This is a genomic window from Bacillus sp. 41-22, assembly GCF_025809295.1.
Classification (GTDB): domain Bacteria; phylum Bacillota; class Bacilli; order Bacillales; family Bacillaceae_G; genus Bacillus_A; species Bacillus_A mycoides.
Genome location: NZ_CP084035.1, coordinates 5,009,007 through 5,026,564 on the forward strand (window position 1 = coordinate 5,009,007; position 17,558 = coordinate 5,026,564).

15 protein-coding genes are annotated in these 17,558 nt (G+C 33.8%); 3 read left to right on the forward strand and 12 right to left on the reverse strand.

Annotation, left to right across the window (positions count from 1 at the left end; genetic code table 11):
* The first annotated feature begins 239 nt into the window (after positions 1 to 239).
* Together LCF45_RS25835 and LCF45_RS25840 are read left to right on the forward strand one after the other, a co-directional pair.
* Positions 240 to 431 (forward strand): helix-turn-helix transcriptional regulator, encoded by a 192-nt coding sequence (locus tag LCF45_RS25835; RefSeq protein WP_002089683.1) that lies wholly within the window; start codon positions 240 to 242, stop codon positions 429 to 431.
* A complete protein-coding gene (locus LCF45_RS25840) occupies positions 432 to 944 on the forward strand; it encodes a DUF3278 domain-containing protein (protein WP_061688702.1) in 513 nt (170 codons plus the stop codon).
* 143 nt (positions 945 to 1,087) lie between these two features.
* Here LCF45_RS25840 and LCF45_RS25845 read toward each other — a convergent pair whose 3' ends face one another.
* The 7 genes from LCF45_RS25845 to fabZ all read right to left on the reverse strand — a co-directional run bounded on the left by LCF45_RS25845 (position 1,088) and on the right by fabZ (position 8,185).
* On the reverse strand, positions 1,088 to 2,422 hold the full coding sequence (locus tag LCF45_RS25845) for an MFS transporter (RefSeq protein ID WP_002130007.1): 1,335 nt from the start codon (positions 2,420 to 2,422) through the stop codon (positions 1,088 to 1,090).
* A gap of 19 nt (positions 2,423 to 2,441) precedes the next feature.
* The gene (locus tag LCF45_RS25850) at positions 2,442 to 3,476 is read right to left on the reverse strand and encodes an ABC transporter substrate-binding protein (protein ID WP_016102279.1); all 1,035 of its coding nucleotides are present in this window, start codon (positions 3,474 to 3,476) and stop codon (positions 2,442 to 2,444) included.
* On the reverse strand, positions 3,473 to 4,255 hold the full coding sequence (locus tag LCF45_RS25855) for a DUF3919 family protein (RefSeq protein ID WP_263894367.1): 783 nt from the start codon (positions 4,253 to 4,255) through the stop codon (positions 3,473 to 3,475). Before LCF45_RS25855 ends, LCF45_RS25850 begins: the two co-directional genes overlap by 4 nt.
* Positions 4,256 to 4,321: 66 nt before the next feature.
* Entirely contained in the window at positions 4,322 to 5,752 is a 1,431-nt protein-coding gene (locus tag LCF45_RS25860) for a HAMP domain-containing sensor histidine kinase (RefSeq protein ID WP_263894906.1), read from the reverse strand.
* An 11-nt stretch (positions 5,753 to 5,763) separates the two neighbouring features.
* Positions 5,764 to 6,435 (reverse strand): response regulator transcription factor, encoded by a 672-nt coding sequence (locus LCF45_RS25865; RefSeq protein ID WP_002166430.1) that lies wholly within the window; start codon positions 6,433 to 6,435, stop codon positions 5,764 to 5,766.
* Between the two features lie 233 nt (positions 6,436 to 6,668).
* Entirely contained in the window at positions 6,669 to 7,580 is a 912-nt protein-coding gene (locus tag LCF45_RS25870) for a polyisoprenyl-teichoic acid--peptidoglycan teichoic acid transferase TagU (RefSeq protein ID WP_263894368.1), read from the reverse strand.
* Between the two features lie 170 nt (positions 7,581 to 7,750).
* A complete protein-coding gene (fabZ, locus tag LCF45_RS25875) occupies positions 7,751 to 8,185 on the reverse strand; it encodes a 3-hydroxyacyl-ACP dehydratase FabZ (protein WP_000884318.1) in 435 nt (144 codons plus the stop codon).
* Between the two features lie 509 nt (positions 8,186 to 8,694).
* On the opposite strand from fabZ, the gene LCF45_RS25880 reads away from it, so the two are divergent.
* Complete coding sequence (locus LCF45_RS25880) at positions 8,695 to 9,138, forward strand: SRPBCC family protein (RefSeq protein WP_078421813.1); 444 nt, start codon at positions 8,695 to 8,697, stop codon at positions 9,136 to 9,138.
* A 56-nt stretch (positions 9,139 to 9,194) separates the two neighbouring features.
* Here LCF45_RS25880 and galU read toward each other — a convergent pair whose 3' ends face one another.
* From galU to LCF45_RS25905, 5 genes are all read right to left on the reverse strand, one after another.
* Positions 9,195 to 10,076, reverse strand: a complete 882-nt coding sequence (gene galU / locus LCF45_RS25885; protein ID WP_263894369.1) for a UTP--glucose-1-phosphate uridylyltransferase GalU — start codon at positions 10,074 to 10,076, stop codon at positions 9,195 to 9,197.
* Between the two features lie 196 nt (positions 10,077 to 10,272).
* Positions 10,273 to 11,904, reverse strand: coding sequence for a teichoic acids export ABC transporter ATP-binding subunit TagH (gene tagH, locus LCF45_RS25890; RefSeq protein WP_263894370.1), 1,632 nt, complete (start codon positions 11,902 to 11,904; stop codon positions 10,273 to 10,275).
* A 15-nt stretch (positions 11,905 to 11,919) separates the two neighbouring features.
* The gene (locus LCF45_RS25895; RefSeq protein ID WP_063225610.1) at positions 11,920 to 12,726 is read right to left on the reverse strand and encodes an ABC transporter permease; all 807 of its coding nucleotides are present in this window, start codon (positions 12,724 to 12,726) and stop codon (positions 11,920 to 11,922) included.
* Positions 12,698 to 14,005 carry a nucleotide sugar dehydrogenase gene (locus LCF45_RS25900; RefSeq protein WP_263894371.1) on the reverse strand — a complete coding sequence of 436 codons (1,308 nt, stop codon included), beginning with the start codon at positions 14,003 to 14,005 and terminating at the stop codon, positions 12,698 to 12,700. The genes LCF45_RS25895 and LCF45_RS25900 overlap by 29 nt, the downstream gene beginning before the upstream one ends.
* Before the next feature lie 3 nt (positions 14,006 to 14,008).
* Entirely contained in the window at positions 14,009 to 17,539 is a 3,531-nt protein-coding gene (locus LCF45_RS25905; protein WP_263894372.1) for a bifunctional glycosyltransferase/CDP-glycerol:glycerophosphate glycerophosphotransferase, read from the reverse strand.
* Positions 17,540 to 17,558 lie beyond the last annotated feature (19 nt).

Sequence of the window (17,558 nt, forward strand, 5' to 3'; positions counted from 1 at the left end):
TTTAAATTAGTTTTTTGGTATTTAGATGATACATTTTCATCTTACACAACATCAATTTCATGCTCCCTCCTTTACTAAAGAACTTCCTACTAATTTGAATTATTAAACTAAATTCCCCAATTGTATCACCCTCATTTTTGTCATATATATTTGACATTTTATTTATCCAAGTGTAGAGTGTCATATATATGTGACACTTCGGTACACGAAGCCTACAACTATTAATAGGAGGTTTATATTTGAATAACGTTAAAAACTATCGAAAATCTGAAGGCCTGTCTCAGCTAGAATTAGCTAAAAAAGTTAATGTGGCTAGACAGACAATAAACTTAATTGAAAACAATAAATATAATCCTTCTTTAGCTTTATGTATCGAATTAGCAAAAGCGTTAAAAACAGATTTAAACAGCCTATTTTGGGAGGGAGATTAAATGATGAAAATTGAATGGAAAGAAAAAGTTTATAATAATTTTATTGGAACAATTAGTGAAAGAGATGAGTATCAAAAACAAGAAATCAATAAAGAATTAGCTATAGCTGGAATTGGTTTATGGTGGTTAAATATGTTGGTAATGCTTATTATGTTACTCGTCGATACTATGAACCATACAATATCTATAGGCACTATATTTATTTTTCTTATTAATATGATTTATGCTAATTATTTAATCTTTAAATTGAAAAAAAAGGGCCTAAATGATACTGAGTGTGCAACAGAAGAAGAGTATTTAAAACATAAAAAGACATTAAAAAAAGCTGGCTTAAAAGCAGGTGCACTTTGGGGCTTCCAAATGTTTGTTTTTATGAATTATATCCTTCCCTATTTAGGTTCAGAAGAAATCTCGGTTTCTTTATTTAATGTTGTGCTTTACTGCTGTGGTGGCGGATTTTTTGGTCTATCCATGTATATAGTCGGTTTATTAAATCTAAAAAAATTATATTAAGTAACTAGCCCCTCAGTAACTGAAAGTACTATTTAATATATAAGCGATTTACACATAAAACTTTAATTTTACATATGATCGTCCTTTCAATTATTAAAAAAGCGATCCAAAATAATAATTGGATCGCTTTTCTGAATAAACTATTACGCCACTTTAGGACCTTTTCTCTCATGTCCACGTTGAACGATAAATAAGAATACTGTTGATAAAATACCGCCTGCTAATAGTAAGATGAAGCAGCCATCCCAGCCAGAACGATCAACAATAACACCAATTGCTGCGTTTGCTACAAGACTTCCGCCTACATAACCGAACAGACCACACATACCAACTGTTGTACCTACTGCAAATTTCGGTACTAATTCCATCGCACTTAAACCGATTAAAAACTGTGGTACGTAAATTAAACAACCGATAATAGAAACGGCAATACTTACAACAAGTACGCTAGATGCTTGCCAATATACAACCGTACCAACAACAACACCAGCCATACTCATAATACATAATGGCATACGTTTTCCTTTAAATAATTTATCACTTAAAAGACCAACGATTAATGAACTTGGAATTGCCATACCTTCAAAAATCGCGTATGCAGCATGTGCTTCATTTTTTGAAAAACCTTTAACTGTTGTTAAATAAAGCGGAACCCAGTTAATAACACCGAAACGAATTAAGTAAACAAATGCATTTGCAATACATAAATACCAAACGAACTTATTTGTCACTACATATTTCATTAAAATTTCTTTTGGTGACATCTTATTAGCATTATCTGCTTTTTCAAGATTTTCATAGTCATTACGATACTCATCAATTGGAGGAAGACCTTCAGATTCTGGTGTATCCTTCGCATTAATCCAAACAAGAACTGAAATTACCATTGCGATAATCGCTGGGAAAATAAATACCCCGCCCTGCCAATGATTTTCACCAAAAATACCTACACCAATTCCGACAAGGGGTGGCACTAGCATTCCACCAACGTTATGTGAAATATTCCAAATACCTGTTTTCGTACCACGTTCTTTCTTCGAGAACCATTTCGTCATAACGATACTACAAGGTGGTGCTCCCATTCCTTGTACAATACCATTTAGGACAAGTAATGTAACAATCATCCCAAATGAAGATGCAAAGCCGAAGCAAATATTTACAAGCCCTGATAAGAACAATCCGACTGCGATAAAACGCTGGGCGAAAGCTTTATCTGATAAATTCCCCATAAAGAACTTACTAAATCCATAAACAATCGCCATTACTGAACCTAGTAGTCCAATTTGAGCTGTACTAAAACCATATTCTTGCACTAAATACGTGCTTGATAACGTAAAGTTACTACGAACTAAATAATAAGCAGCATACCCAACTGAAATTCCCATTAGCACACGAATACGCAGTAATGTATATACTTTAGCGATCATATCCGCTGGTAACCTCTCAATTGCAGGTGCTGGCTTAAGCCATTTAAACATATTCTTTCGTCTCCTTTTCTCACTGCTGAGAGAGACGCTGTCTATTCCATATCTCGATTATTCCGCTATTTGATATATTTTGGTTTGCCCTTCTAACCGGCTGTCCTTCTATTTCTTTCTCATTCTTCGCAAACATCGTTGGTACGCCAAACGAAACTTTTTCTAAAATATGCCCCGCTTCTTCCGATAAACAATAATCAATAAATAAATCCGCAATAATACCACTCGGCGCACGCTTTAGTTTCGAAATCGCATTAACGGACAACCCTGTTTGCTCAGGTTCGTTACTTAAAATAGGAAAGCCTTGTTTTTGAAGCATTCTCTGATCTCCCGCAAAATTGATGCCTATCATATATTCACCGCTCGCAACCAGTTCTGCAGGCATATAACCATTCACCGTTACTTCACCAACTTGCCTTGCAAGATTCTTAACATACTCTTTCGCTTCTCTTTCACCTAAAGTATCAATAAGTGATTGAAACAAAGTATATGCTGTGCCGGAAACATTTGGATCAGGCATTGCAATCTTATCCGTATATACCGGATCTAATAAATCTTGCCACCTTGATGGATATGGAAGACCGAGCGGCGCTATTTCTTCATTCCACCGCTCTTTATTAATCGCGATTGCCAGTTTCTCCACTTCATAACCGTACCAATAACCATCTTTATCTTTAACAGTCTTTGAAATACGATTCGCATGCTGGGTCGTAACAGGAATAGAAAGGTTCTTTTGCTTCATCATTTGATGCGCATCTACTGTACCGCCAATAATAATATCCGCCTTCGGATTTCCAGCTTCCTCTTCTACTCTCCGAAGAAGTTCTTCTGTCGATAGACGAATAAATTCATATGTACACCCGCGTTGTTTACAAAATGACGAAAGCAAAGCTTCACCAACTTCCTCGCGGGCCGCTACATACGCAACGAGATGACGATCATCCAAAATAGGGAGACCACTTTTATTATATTTAATAGAGGTTGTATCTCGAGAGCAACTAGACATCGCTCCTCCGATTACTAGCAAAAAGAAGAAAAAGGCTATCTTTCTCATGACACACTCTCCTTTACAAATAACTCTGCTAGGGAGCCCTTCATATACATGACATTCCCGTTATTATCACCGAGATATTGCACAACAAAGTAAGATGGATACACAGAAATAGTTAGAATATCCTCCCGCTCATTCTTTACACGCTTGCCTGTTTTATAGGCAGTAATATAAGCAATCGGCTCATTCTGTGATTGTAATAATTTCTGAATTTCTCCGTAATCTGTAATTTGCTTTGCGTATCGAATAGAATCAAATATTTGCGTAAGATCTATAGTACGTATTACATCCCCTTGCCTCACTACAACTTCCTTTGCCTCCGCAAAGAAATTACTAATGCGCTCTGGTGTATAATACAGACTTAACAAATACGTTTGAAATGCTGAGATCATCGGATCCGTACCATTCTTTCCGTATACATTAGCCTCGTACTGGAACAAGTCACCTACTGCAAAAGTACGTTTATGTCCATTCAAGTACGTTACTTCTCCAGTAAATACTTGTTCTTGATTCCTCGCTTCTCTCGGTTCTATTCGAATTCGGTCAAAGAATGAAACAATCGTATGCAAACGAACTTCATCCGTTACAACAATTTCTCCCCACTTCTCATGCCTTACTTTCACTTCAGTAGGAAGGGATTCATTCACTCTTTGTAAAACGGCTTGTTTGTCATCCACAATTGTGATTCGATTATATATTTGCTTCTCAATAACATAAAACAAAATAAGAGAAACGATCATACAAAAGACAAACATAAGAATTTGAAATGATAGCCTTTTCATTTCTGCCTACCTCCAAGATAAAAAAACGTTGTTTCGAAAATACCGCATAATTGTTTCATAAATGTATCATTTAACCGCTTTCAAGTTTTTTATGTCTTCCATCCGTCTCGGAAGTAAAAATGTAATGCATATTGTAGTCCCCATCTCTTCACTACTCTCAATTCGCATACTTCCGCCTTGCTTCTTCATAATCTCCTGACAAATGTATAAGCCATAGCCATTCCCGTAACTTGAAGGAAGCACCTTACCTTCCGGAGACTTATTCCATTCTGCAAGCACACCTTCATCCATACCAATACCATCATCATGAACAAAAACTTTCGCTTCCTGCTCATTTATAATTACATTCATACGAACTTGCGTAGCATCACTATATTTAATCGCATTATCAAGCACATTCAAGAAAATTTGCTTCGTCTTATCAAAATCCGCAACGACGTGTACTTCTGTTAACTCATTCATAACTTCAATTTCAAACTGCTGCAACCTGAGTTTCACAATCGAAACCGCTTCTTCTGCCAATTCTTTAATATTCACGACTGTAGGTGACACTTCAAACGTACTCTTCCCGTACTTTGAAGACTTAAGTAATTCCTCTACAAGTGATAATAGACGCTCACTTTCTACAGACACATAACGGAGGCTCTCCTGCACATCCTCCTTCGACTGCAACTTCGGAATTAAATCCACATAACCGATAATCGCTGTTAGCGGTGTTTTCAGCTCATGCGTAATGCGGTCCAAGAAATCTTTCTGTTTCTCTTTCTCTTCCTTCAGCTGCTTAATATGCAGCTCAATCCCATCAGCCATCGCATTAAAGGACGCTGAAAGCTGCGCAATTTCCACATACTCATTCAGCTCAATCTTACTTTCATAATCTCCATTCGCAAGCCGATATGCCATTTGCCTTAACTGATCAATTGGTTTATGAAGAGACTTCGCCAAACGAATCGCAAAGAAAATACCAGCAGCTACTAAACAAAGAGAAGTCATTAAAAACGTCCAACTCACATTTGTTAAAACTTCCTTCTCATCCGTTAACTCATTTATAAAACGAATACTTCCAATGACATCGTTTCCATAATAAACCGGACTTGAAAACAAAAGAATTGGAGCTGGGTCTCCCTCCTCGAAAACATACGATTTCTTTCCCTTCAAAGAACTCTCGATGTCAATATTCCGATGAAGTAACGCTCCTTTTTGTGTATCTGCAACAACATCTCCATTCTTCCCAATCATCTGCACCCGGACATCCATTCGCTTCGCTAAATACGAAGCAATTAAAAGCGAATTAGGCCCTAGCGTCTCTACTTCTGCTTCCTTCTCTAAATAATTCATCGTATAAATTTGCGCTTCCACACTTAACTTTTCTAAGGAATCTGCCGCATTATGATACACATTCTTCTCCAGTGCAATATAAACAACCGCATACAAAAGAACAAGAATTGGAATCAACAACCCAACTATTCCAAACACCATATTTCGTTTTAAAGACATATCATCACCTTTTAACAATCAAGCTTATACCCCACACCATAAATTGTCTTAATATACTCCCCGCTCGCGCCGAGTTTCTTCCGAAGCCTTTGCACCATAATATCAACCGCTCTCGTATTTCCGATATACTCAAACCCCCATACCTTCTCGAGTAACTCATCTCTCATGAATACACGCTGTGGATTCGAAACAAACAACTGACATAAATTAAACTCTCGGTACGTTAACTGAATCTCCTGCCCACTCACATGAAGCTTTCGTTCCTTTGGACAAATAAGTAAATCACCAGCCCCAATCACCTCATGATTTAAAGGAACCTCCTTCTTCTTCACGCGCCGCGCCATATTCTTCACCCGAAGAATAAGCTCCGCATAATTAAAAGGCTTCGTCACATAATCATCAGCTCCAAGCTGAAGACCAAGTAACTTATCATTCATCTGACTCTTCGCTGTCAGCATAAGCACCGGAATATCACGCTCCTTCTCTCTGAATAAACGTAACAACTCATACCCATCCGTATCAGGAAGCATCACATCTAAAATAAGTACATCCGGCTGCTCATTCCATCTCTCTAAAGCTTCTCTCCCATCAGCCGCCGTCAATACTTCATACCCTTCCATCTCTAACTGCATCCGAATCAAATTACGAATACTCGATTCATCATCTACTACAAGTATTTTCATCATTCTCCTCCTTCCATCCTGTATTATAGTACAGTTTAGTATAGCAAAAATAAGACAAAAAAAGAGAGGGTATTGTCGAACATATTTTGTCGACGATACCCTCTCTTTTTTTATATTTATTTAAAATATCCATTCGGTTGTTTTTGATGCCAATTCCATGCGTGCTCGATATAGAAATATGCTATTACTAAATATCCCTCACTACCTTTACAAATAGTGAGGGATATTTAAAATTATCGATTTAATTCAAGATGTGCTTTTAACTTATTCGTTAAATCTTGTTTTGCTGCATCTGGAACATAGTAGTACCAAATGCCATCAGCGGCTTTGTGACCGTCACCTGGGATTTGAATGTCCTCACTATTATTCAAGCAGTTTTTATAATTCTTTTGCATATCAAACATTTGATCTTGCGTTAAGTTTGTTTTCACATTCTTTTGAATTGCTGTTAACACATCTCCATAACTTGATAATGAAGAGAAGCTTGCACCCTTCTTAATAACAGCTTGCATTACTTGACGTTGGCGCATTTGACGACCGAAATCGCCTCTTGGGTCTTCTTTACGCATGCGTGTGAATGCTAGTGCTTGGTCACCTGTTAAGTGAATATTCCCTTTAGCGAAATGATGCTTATCCTGCGTAAATTCTAAATCATTATTTACATCTACCCCGCCGACTGCATCAACGATATCTTTAAATCCTTCCATGTTCACTTCAATATAATAATTAATAGGAACATTCAAGAATTTTTCTACTGTCGCTACAGACATATCTACTCCGCCAAATGCATAGGCATGGTTGATTTTATCACTTTTTCCTTTTCCAACAATCTCTGTATAAGTATCACGAGGAATACTTACCGTCTTCATAGAATTATTTTTAGGATTTAACGTAATAACCATTAAAGAATCTGAACGACCTTTATCATCACCGCGTTCATCTGCTCCTAATAATAAAATTGAAACCGGTTCAGCGTTACTAATTTTTTCGCCAACTTTATTGTTGTTTTGATCACGCTTTAGAGGTTTATGAACTTCCTCTAATGTCTTAGATACAGAAGAATATACATTATAAGCATAAACTCCTCCGCCTATAATTAGTACTCCAATAATACCGAGTACCCAAAATAAAATTTTCTTTTTCATTATTTAAACCTTCCTTCTTAAACCTATCGTCAACCTAACTTACAATACATATAAACCCTATTATACAGAGCACAAAACAATTTAATAAAACTAAATTATATATCAATCCACAAAAAATAGACAAATAACAATTGTATATCGTTATTTGTCTACCATATATCTTAATATATTTATTCTTTCTTGTCACCAAGCGCAAACGTAATTTCCGTCTCACACGCGATTTCACCGTCTACAGTGGCAATTGCTTTCCCTTTTCCAATTGCTCCTCGTACACGTGTCATTTCGACTTCTAAACGAAGCTGATCCCCTGGGCGAACCTGTCGTTTGAAACGGCAGTTATCAATACCAGCAAAAAATGCCAAACGGCCACGATTTTCTTCTTTTTTTAACATCGCCACAGCACCGACTTGCGCTAAAGCTTCTACAATTAAAACGCCTGGCATTACAGGGTAGTCTGGAAAATGTCCATTAAAAAATTCTTCATTAGCTGTAACATTCTTTATTCCAATAGCACGCTTTCCTTCTTCTACTTCCAAAACTTTGTCCACAAGTAGAAATGGATAGCGATGAGGAATAATTTCTTTAATTTGTTGAATATCTAGCATACACTTCTCTCCTTAAACGAAATTGGTCATACCACCAGAAGTTATACTATCATTATCCCATTTCAGTCCTTATTTGTCATTAGAAAAAAACAACTTCAAAATTCTGCTTCCAAATAAAAAAATGTATACACTCTTTTCAATATATATTATTACTGACACGGAGGTTGAAAAGAGTGTATACCCAAGTTAGGGAAAGGCAAATTATATCAAATATATTAAGCCTTAATGTCGTATTCATGATTTATTATATATGACAAAAATCAGAAATAAAAACCCAATTTTCGACCTTTTTCGTATTAATTCCCTAATTTTACTTAGGATTTCTCTATTTTCCTTACATTCTCTTAAATGTGATATTTAGAAATATGAATTTTAATAAAAAATTTCAAAATGAAAATAAAAATATCTCGTAATAGAAATATTATCTTTATATTATGATAAAATGAATACAATGTTTTGACCTAATTATTCAACTTCAAATACCTTTATTTTTAGAAAGGAACTGACAAATGGCAAAAGGTATACATACTATAGAATTAAAGGCTTCCCCAGATCAAATTTGGAGCTTTGTTAGTAATATAAACAATTGGGCTCCACTAGTTACAGGCTATGTTAAACATAAGATTATTGATGATAAACATTCAACTTGGCGTTTGCACGGCGATTTGGGATTTATTAAACGAGACGTTAGTCTAAACGTCGAAATTAGTGAATGGCAAATGCCAGATAAAATTAGCTTTACAATGACTTCGCCAACCAAGAAGTTGATTGGTAGCGGCTTTTTTCATGCTGAATCAACCTCTCCCTCTACTACAAAGGTAACAAGTCAGTTGGAAATACAAACAACTGGTAAAGGGGCCTTTATTTTTAACGGAGCAATAAAACCATTTGTTCCTAAAATGACAAAGCAACTTTCTAAAAAAATGGCGGATGAATTAATGAAACAATTATAAAAAAACATCCCTGGAATTTATTTGCGAATAAATTCCAGGGATGTTTCATATGAAAGTTAATTATGAACGAATTCTTTTTTTAATAAATTCTCCATATAACCTAATAACTCATTCTTTAACTCATCATGCTGTAATGCCATTTCAATTGTTGTCTGAATGAATCCAAGCTTCTCTCCAACGTCATAGCGCTTTCCTTCGAAGTCATAAGCAAACACTCTTTGTATCTCATTTAAACGCTGAATAGCATCCGTCAACTGAATCTCGCCACCAGCTCCTGTTTGTTGGTCTTCTAAGAACATGAAGATCTCAGGTGTTAATACATAGCGTCCCATAATTGCTAAATTGGATGGTGCTGTTCCTTTAGCTGGCTTTTCTACAAATTTACTTACTTGATAACTACGACCTTTTTGTACTAACGGGTCAATAATACCATAGCGATGTGTTTCCGTTTTCGGAACGGTTTGAACACCGATTACTGATGATTGTGTTGCCTCATATTGATCGATTAATTGACGTAAACATGGTGTTTCAGCTTGCACAATATCATCCCCAAGCAATACAGCAAATGGCTCGTTACCAATAAATTTGCGTGCACACCATACAGCATGTCCTAAACCTTGAGGCTCTTTCTGACGAATATAGTGGATATTAATTTTGGAAGACTCTTGCACCTTCTTAAGGATTTCAAGCTTACCCTTTTCTAGTAAGCTCTGTTCCAACTCAAAAGAATGATCAAAGTGATCTTCAATAGCACGCTTTCCTTTTCCAGTTACAATAATAATATCTTCAATTCCAGATTCAATCGCTTCTTCTACAATGTATTGAATTGTTGGTTTATCAACAATTGGTAACATTTCCTTTGGCATTGCTTTAGTTGCTGGTAGAAAACGAGTTCCTAATCCAGCTGCTGGGATAATAGCTTTTTTTACTGTTTTCATTCCTATTCCATCCCTACTTAATAACATTTATTTTTAACCATATTACTGAAAGTTATAATCTATCTTTCACCTATTCTCTTTTAAAAATCTCAATATATATTCAACATTTTAAGCTTCTTAGTTTTTATCAGCTGCTTAACCATTCAAAATAAGATTTATCTTTGTAAAAAAGATAAATCTCCAACAAAGCCTGATACTATTGTTTTTTCACTATCGATATTGATTGAACTTCTTTATGTGTTTCATCTGAACGTGCTGCAATATAATAACTTTTAGTTTCATAGAAATAATGTTTTTCATTATCATTGTTCATCATTTCGGTACCTAATACTTCATGTAATTTTGCAAATGACATTGAAATATCTTGAAACAAAACTTCAACAACCTTATCTTGTAAAATAACAAATTGAATATTTCCATCTTTAACAATTCTTTTCCCAGCTTGATCCGGCAATGAAGTTAAAGAAGTAGGATATTCTGATTTTAATTCATCCATTGTTTTCCCTAAATATCCTGGGGCACTTACAGTATTCGCACCATATACACGCTTTAATAAATAAGTTAAATCTGCTAGTTTTGTGTCTTCAACTATAGCATTTCCCGATTTAAACGGCTCCATGTACTTTTCATTAATCCATCCATTTTCACCGTTTAATAGCTTAACTTCTAGCCATTCTTCATTTTTTTCTATATTCTTATCATTATTAACTACACTAAAAATCTCACCAAAATTTGCTATACCTATTTTATCACCATTTACCTTAGCTTCTTTTCGGATACTAATCCCATTACTCTTTACAACGTACTTCTGTATCTTTTCTTTTTCGCTTATCTTGTTTTCAGATACAGTCTTACTTGAAACAACTTTTTCTGCACTGGTATCTGGTTTATTAGCACCTAACAGTGTATCTTTATAATAAATTCCTGCAGTAATTCCTGCTACTATCATCGTTAAAACAATAGCAGGTATAACAAATTGTTTTTTCTTTGCTTTGCGGTAAGGCTTTCTCTTAATACTTGCAGAATTTACTTGTAATAATCCGTGTTGAAGATTCGATGCCTCTTCTTCTTTTTGCTTTTCTCGCTCTTCTGCAGTCATTTGATTATATTTCTTTAAAAATCCTTCGTAATGTCCAACTACTTCATGTACATCCCCATACTCTTTAAATTGACCATAATGTAGCCAAAGAGCTTTTGTACAGAAGTTTTTCACTTGAGAAAGTGAATGACTAATAAAAAAGATAGTTTTCCCTTGTTCCTTAAATTCATTCATTTTATCTAAACATTTTTTAGTAAACGTTTGATCTCCAACAGATAGAGCCTCATCAATTACCAAAATATCGGGGTTAATATGAACCGAAATCGCAAATCCAATTCTAGACTTCATCCCACTTGAATAAGTCTTCACTGGTTGATATATAAATTTCCCTATATCAGCAAACTCAATAACTTTTGGTGTAATCTCTTTAATTTGTTCTTTCGTAAGCCCCATCATTAAGCCTTTTAGCTCAATATTCTCAAGCCCTGTTAATTGTCCATTTAATCCTGAAGAAATTGCAATTAATGCTGCAGATCCTTTAATAGTGACTTTCCCTTTATTAGGAATTGTCACTCCAGCAATTAAATTGGATAGGGTACTCTTTCCGGAACCGTTTAACCCAACAATACCAACTATCTCTCCTTCTGGTACTTCAAAGGATACATTATTTAGAGCGTAATGGTACTCACCATCGTCACTTTTAAAAAATAGATCCTTTAATTTATCAGAGGGCTTGTTGTACATTTTAAACCTTTTCGTAACATGTTCGAATTTCACTTTATAATTCATTGAATCATTCACCTTTTATAAGTAGTCAACAAACTGCTTGCGGAACCTTATATGAAACATTGATCCAATCACAAACAAAATAATTGCGATTCCCCAGAAGTATAATGTATATAATGACCATATGAAACTAATATCACCATGTAATAATGAAAGCCTATAACCTTCTACCACATAATAAAATGGATTTGCTTTCATTAAAAATGCAAAAGCACCATTCATATGTTCACTTGGTTTCCACAATACTGGTGTTAAATAAAATAACATTCTTGTAATTGATTGAATAAACAAATGTATATCTCTTGAAATGGTAGAGATTGTAGAAGTGATAAAAGCTAATGCAATTAAGAAACAGAAAGTAGAAAATATGCAATATATCAAGCCAATTATACTAAGAAAGCTTAACCCTTTAATAAATACTATAATAATTAATAGCACACCTAGCAAAATCATATGTGTATATAATTGCGATAATATAACATACGTTGGAATGACACTCAATGGAAAATTCATTTTAGACACTGCATTAAGCTTGGCGTAAATAGAATTAGAGCCCTGAATAATTGAACTGTTAATAAAAAACCATGGAATAATACCACATATCATCCAAACAAAGAAAGGAACCCCTTCTACAGGTGCCCCGCCTCTTATACCTAGACCAAATACTAACCAATAAACTAAAATCTGTGTTAATGGATTTAAAAATACCCATATAACTCCTAACGTACTCGCTGCATATTGTTGCTTGAGTTCATACGAAGAAAGCCTTCCCATCAAATAGATGCTATCTAATTGTTCACGAATAACACTTTTTATTGCTCTCATACAATAACCCCTTTTCCTGTAACACCTTATATATATTTCCAAAATTAATAATTTTCATATCAATCCCTGGATTTTCTACTATACAGTTACGGGTATCAAAAAGAAGTGGTTGTCTCATTTTAGCAGCTAATTTATTATAATCCATGCTACTAAACTCACTATGATCAGCTAATACAAGGAGTAAATCCGCTTCTTCCACAGCCTCTTCTGATGATAGTGTTTTAAAGAAATTCCCCTGAATATATGGGTCATGAATTGCAACTTCGTATCCTTGTTCATGAAGTAAGTCTATAACTTCTAGCCCTGGGCTCTCCCTCATATCATCTGTATTTCCCTTATAAGTTACGCCAAACACAGCAACTTTGGCTTTTTCAATTCCTTCAAGTAATTTCCCAACGTTTTCTACAACATATGAAGGCATAGAAACATTTGTATCTCGAGAAATTTGAATAATATTTGTAAGTTTTGGTGCCTTTGCTACAATAAAATATGGATCGACAGCTAAACAATGTCCTCCTACTCCAGGTCCTGGTTGATGTAAATTTACACGCGGATGCTTATTCGCCATTTCAATGACATCTAATACATTTATTTCTAAATTGTTACATATTTTGGTCAACTCATTTGACAATGCAATATTAACATCACGGAATGTATTTTCCATTAACTTAGACATCTCTGCAGTTTTCGCATCTGTCTCTACTATTTCTCCTTGTACAAATATGCCATATACTTGTGCAGCTTTCTTAGCACAAGCTGGGGTTACTCCCCCTACAATTCTATTATTATAAACAATTTCATTCATAATTTTCCCTGGTAACACACGCTCTGGACAATGTACCAAAAAGATATCTTTACCTACCACAAATCCAGCCTCTTCAACCAAAGGTTTTACATAATCATCCATACTGCGAGGAGCAATTGTAGACTCTACAATTAATATATTCCCTTTTTTAATGTAGGGGATAATTTTTTTAACTGCCGTTAAAACTCCCGTCAAGTCACATGATTTATTTTCATCTTTCTGATTAGGAGTTGGGACAGCAATAATAAAAACATCTGCTACTTCGGGTGTAAGTGAAGCACGCAATGTCTCTGCATTTACCGCTTCTTTTACAACTTCTCCGAGTTCTGGCTCTTCAATATGAATTTCTCCTCGGTTTAATTTATCTACAACATTTGAATTAATATCAATCCCCACTACTGCAACGCCATGTTTCGCAAACATGGCGGAAGTAGGGAGACCAATATATCCTAATCCTATTACACAGATTTTCACAGATTATCGACTCCCACTAGCAAATTTCACAAGTCTATCACAGTTACGCCCATCATCATATTTAATATAACGCTTCTTACTAATTTTCTTAAGTCGTCTTTGTTTTACTAAATGTGCTTCTACAGCGTGAATTACATCGTTCTCTGAATAAGACACATACCCTGGTAATACGTTTTCAATATTCCCCTCAGAAATTGGTGTATTATTTTGGAACAAGTAATTAATAATTGGCTTCTCGAGATATACAAAATCAAAAGAAATACTTGAATAGTCCGTTAACATCATAGAACTTCTCTCAATTAATTCTCTTACATCCACCTTATTGAAATTGTGGATTTCAATATTAGACGAAGTTTTCAAACTCTCCACTATACCTGAAGTATCTTTTTCTAAAAGCTGACATGTCCTTGGATGTAAACATACATCTAGTATAATGTCATTCATCTCCAACACATCTATAAATTTACTATTATTCAATAAAGATTGGATAGTCTTGAAATACTTACTTTCCATTAATTGATCTAAGTTTTGTATATTTTTACGCCAAGTAAATGTCATCATGATACGTTTTTCTTTCTCCTTATTTTGTAACGTATCAAATCGAGGGAGCCCACAGTTCAAAATTTCCTCATTATTATAACCAAAATGATTCTTAATAATTTGTGTCTCTAAATTACTACTTGTCAAGATATAATCCGCTAAATCTTTATTAGAATGATATACATTCTCCACCCGTCCAGGAAGAATAATGCCATGTTGAATGAATACACGTGTGGCTTTCCTTAGATGCTTAATATTTGATGGTAATAATATATTTACATTATCACTACTAAATATATACTTAGCATTCATCGAATAAATAATATGCTTTAGACTATAGAATGGGATAACATGCCCCAGCTTTTTAACTTTAGCATAGTCAGGAGACTTTTTATCAATTAAATAATATACATTTTTATTAGGGTATTTTTCTCTACAATGTTTAAAGAACCAGTATCCAGTGTCATTTGCAGAATGACCTAATTTTTCCCCGACTAACCAAATCTCTTTTTTACGAAGCAATAAATTTGAAATATCCTCTGTTATTATTCCCGATAGTAGCTTTAATTTCTTGGACTTACTAATATAATTATTATTTTTAATTTGCTTTATTGAATATTGTTTTTTTCTTATATTAGAAGCTAATCTTCTTTTTAAATACTCCCACTTACTATTGAACTTCTTATAATTTAAAGCCAACTTACTTCTAGTTTTCACAATAGGAATAATTTCAAATCTATCCTTTTCATTTTCTACAAAATGATTATCCGCCTTATAAATAAAATTATTATTCATTCCCCCAAGTGGGATACTTTTCGAAAAACCTAGGAAATCAGTCTCAATAAAGAAATCATATCCGCCCGGTTCGATACTTTCATCAAATTTGATAATAACTTCATAACCACCATGACCGTATTTAAAACGTGCTGAAGAAAATTTATTATTATATGAATAAGCCGGTGTAAAGCGATATTCTCTCCTACTCTTTCTATGCTTCATCATGATAGTATGTTTAATATCTTTTTTATTTGTTATTGAAATATTTTTAAGATATGCTAATCCTTTTAAAACCAATTCATTATCGACAAATTTAATATCAAGTAATCGATTTACTAGCTTAGCAGATTCAAAAAGATGTGTAATATCAATTAAAATCTCTTTCTTTTTATACATGAAAGAAAAATATACATTATTGTTACGTTTTAGAGTCTGAAAAGGAAATTGATCTATATAATCATACATCGTAACTTTATTAAGTAATTGTGATAAAGTTATTAACTCTCCATACTTTTCACTTATCAGAAGCGACAATTTAACATAATTTATGATAGAAAAGATTTTTATTCTTTCTTGATCAAAGTTTGGACTAAATAAAGTATTCTTAATTATCTTTAAGGCTTGAATTTGTTCATTTTCAGGATAATCTAGAATATTGGCAATATGTTGGTTTGCTTCCAACATTCTATAATATTGAATATCATCCTGGAATTTCTCTAGCCTAGCAATAGAAAAATGATTCTTATCGATAATCGAATCCACAGTTGTTAAAGCTATTTGTAGATCTGATAAGTTTTTAAGTGTCTTCTGTTGCGTAGTAGATTCATTATCGGTTTCACGCCTACCACGATAATAGTATACAAAATCCTCAATTAAAATAGTCTTTCTAGAATCAAAAAAGCTTTCAATTGCAAATAGGAAATCTTCTCCATATTTAATATGCCTATTAAATCTAGTTCTTTGAATTAATTCTGCTCTATAAAATTTAGCACATGAGCTTGGGAATAAATATAGAATTGGATTATGCTTAATATGAGTTTCTTTATATCCTTCAATACTACTTTCATATTTATATCTTTCGGCAAATCTCGGATTCACCTTAGAAGATTCAAAGAATGACTCACCTACAAAGGACATCATTTTACCAACCACTAAATCTGCTTTTTGTTCTTCAGCATATGAGTACATTTTCTCACAAGCATCAGGACCTAAATAGTCATCTCCATCTAAAAATGTAATGTATTTTGCCTCAGCTAAACTAATACCTATATTTCTTGGTTCTGATGGACTCCCCGTATTTTCTAAAAAATAACATTTAATATTTGTATGTTTACTTGCCATATCTCTAATGATATCTTGTGTCTTGTCTGTTGATCCATCATCAACTACCACAACTTGTACATTTTCAATTGTTTGTTTTAGTACAGATTGAATAGCTTCCTCAATATAATTTTCAACATTATAGCTAGCGATAACAACTGCAGCATTATATTTATATTTCTTTTCTTGATATAAACATTGAATTTCTTTTACAAGCCTTTGAATGTACTTCTCATTCTTTTTTGCAGGATTTAAAACCTTGATTAAAGACATGTCAGAATAATTTTCTTCTTCAATACTAATTACTTTAGCATTTAAAATATTTTCTTTTAAATATTTGTAATACCCCTTTAGTTTCTCATTCCACGCTCTAATTTTATTGATATTTTTAAATTCCCTAAATTCTCCATCTTTCAAATATTGTTCTGATAGATACATTTCATGAATAATTACTCTGTTAGCAAAATGACTATTTAAAAGCTTTACAAATTTATCACAATATTTTTTCCAGAGGCTAAAATCAACATTTGAAACCACACTTGAACCTTTCTGTATTTCTGAATATAAATTGCTGTCCTTTAATAACCAGCTATCCACAATCATGGTATCTTTATATTTCAGTAAATTATATCGCTCATCTAATAAATCAATAACAATATAATCTTTTTTTCTTCCTAACTCTTCTATATCTCCTACAATTTTTTTATTGAGTTCATTAGCTAGAATAACTTGTTTATTATATACCGCTGGTTGTATTTTTTTAGGATCAACTTTTAATGATGGGGACATTACATCTATAATAGAACCTAGCGTATAATCAATATCAACATATAGTTCTTCATTTGATACCATACTTAATAGTGTGCCTGTTTCATAACCTAAAGAGATAATATTCATTCTGCTCACCTTTCTAACT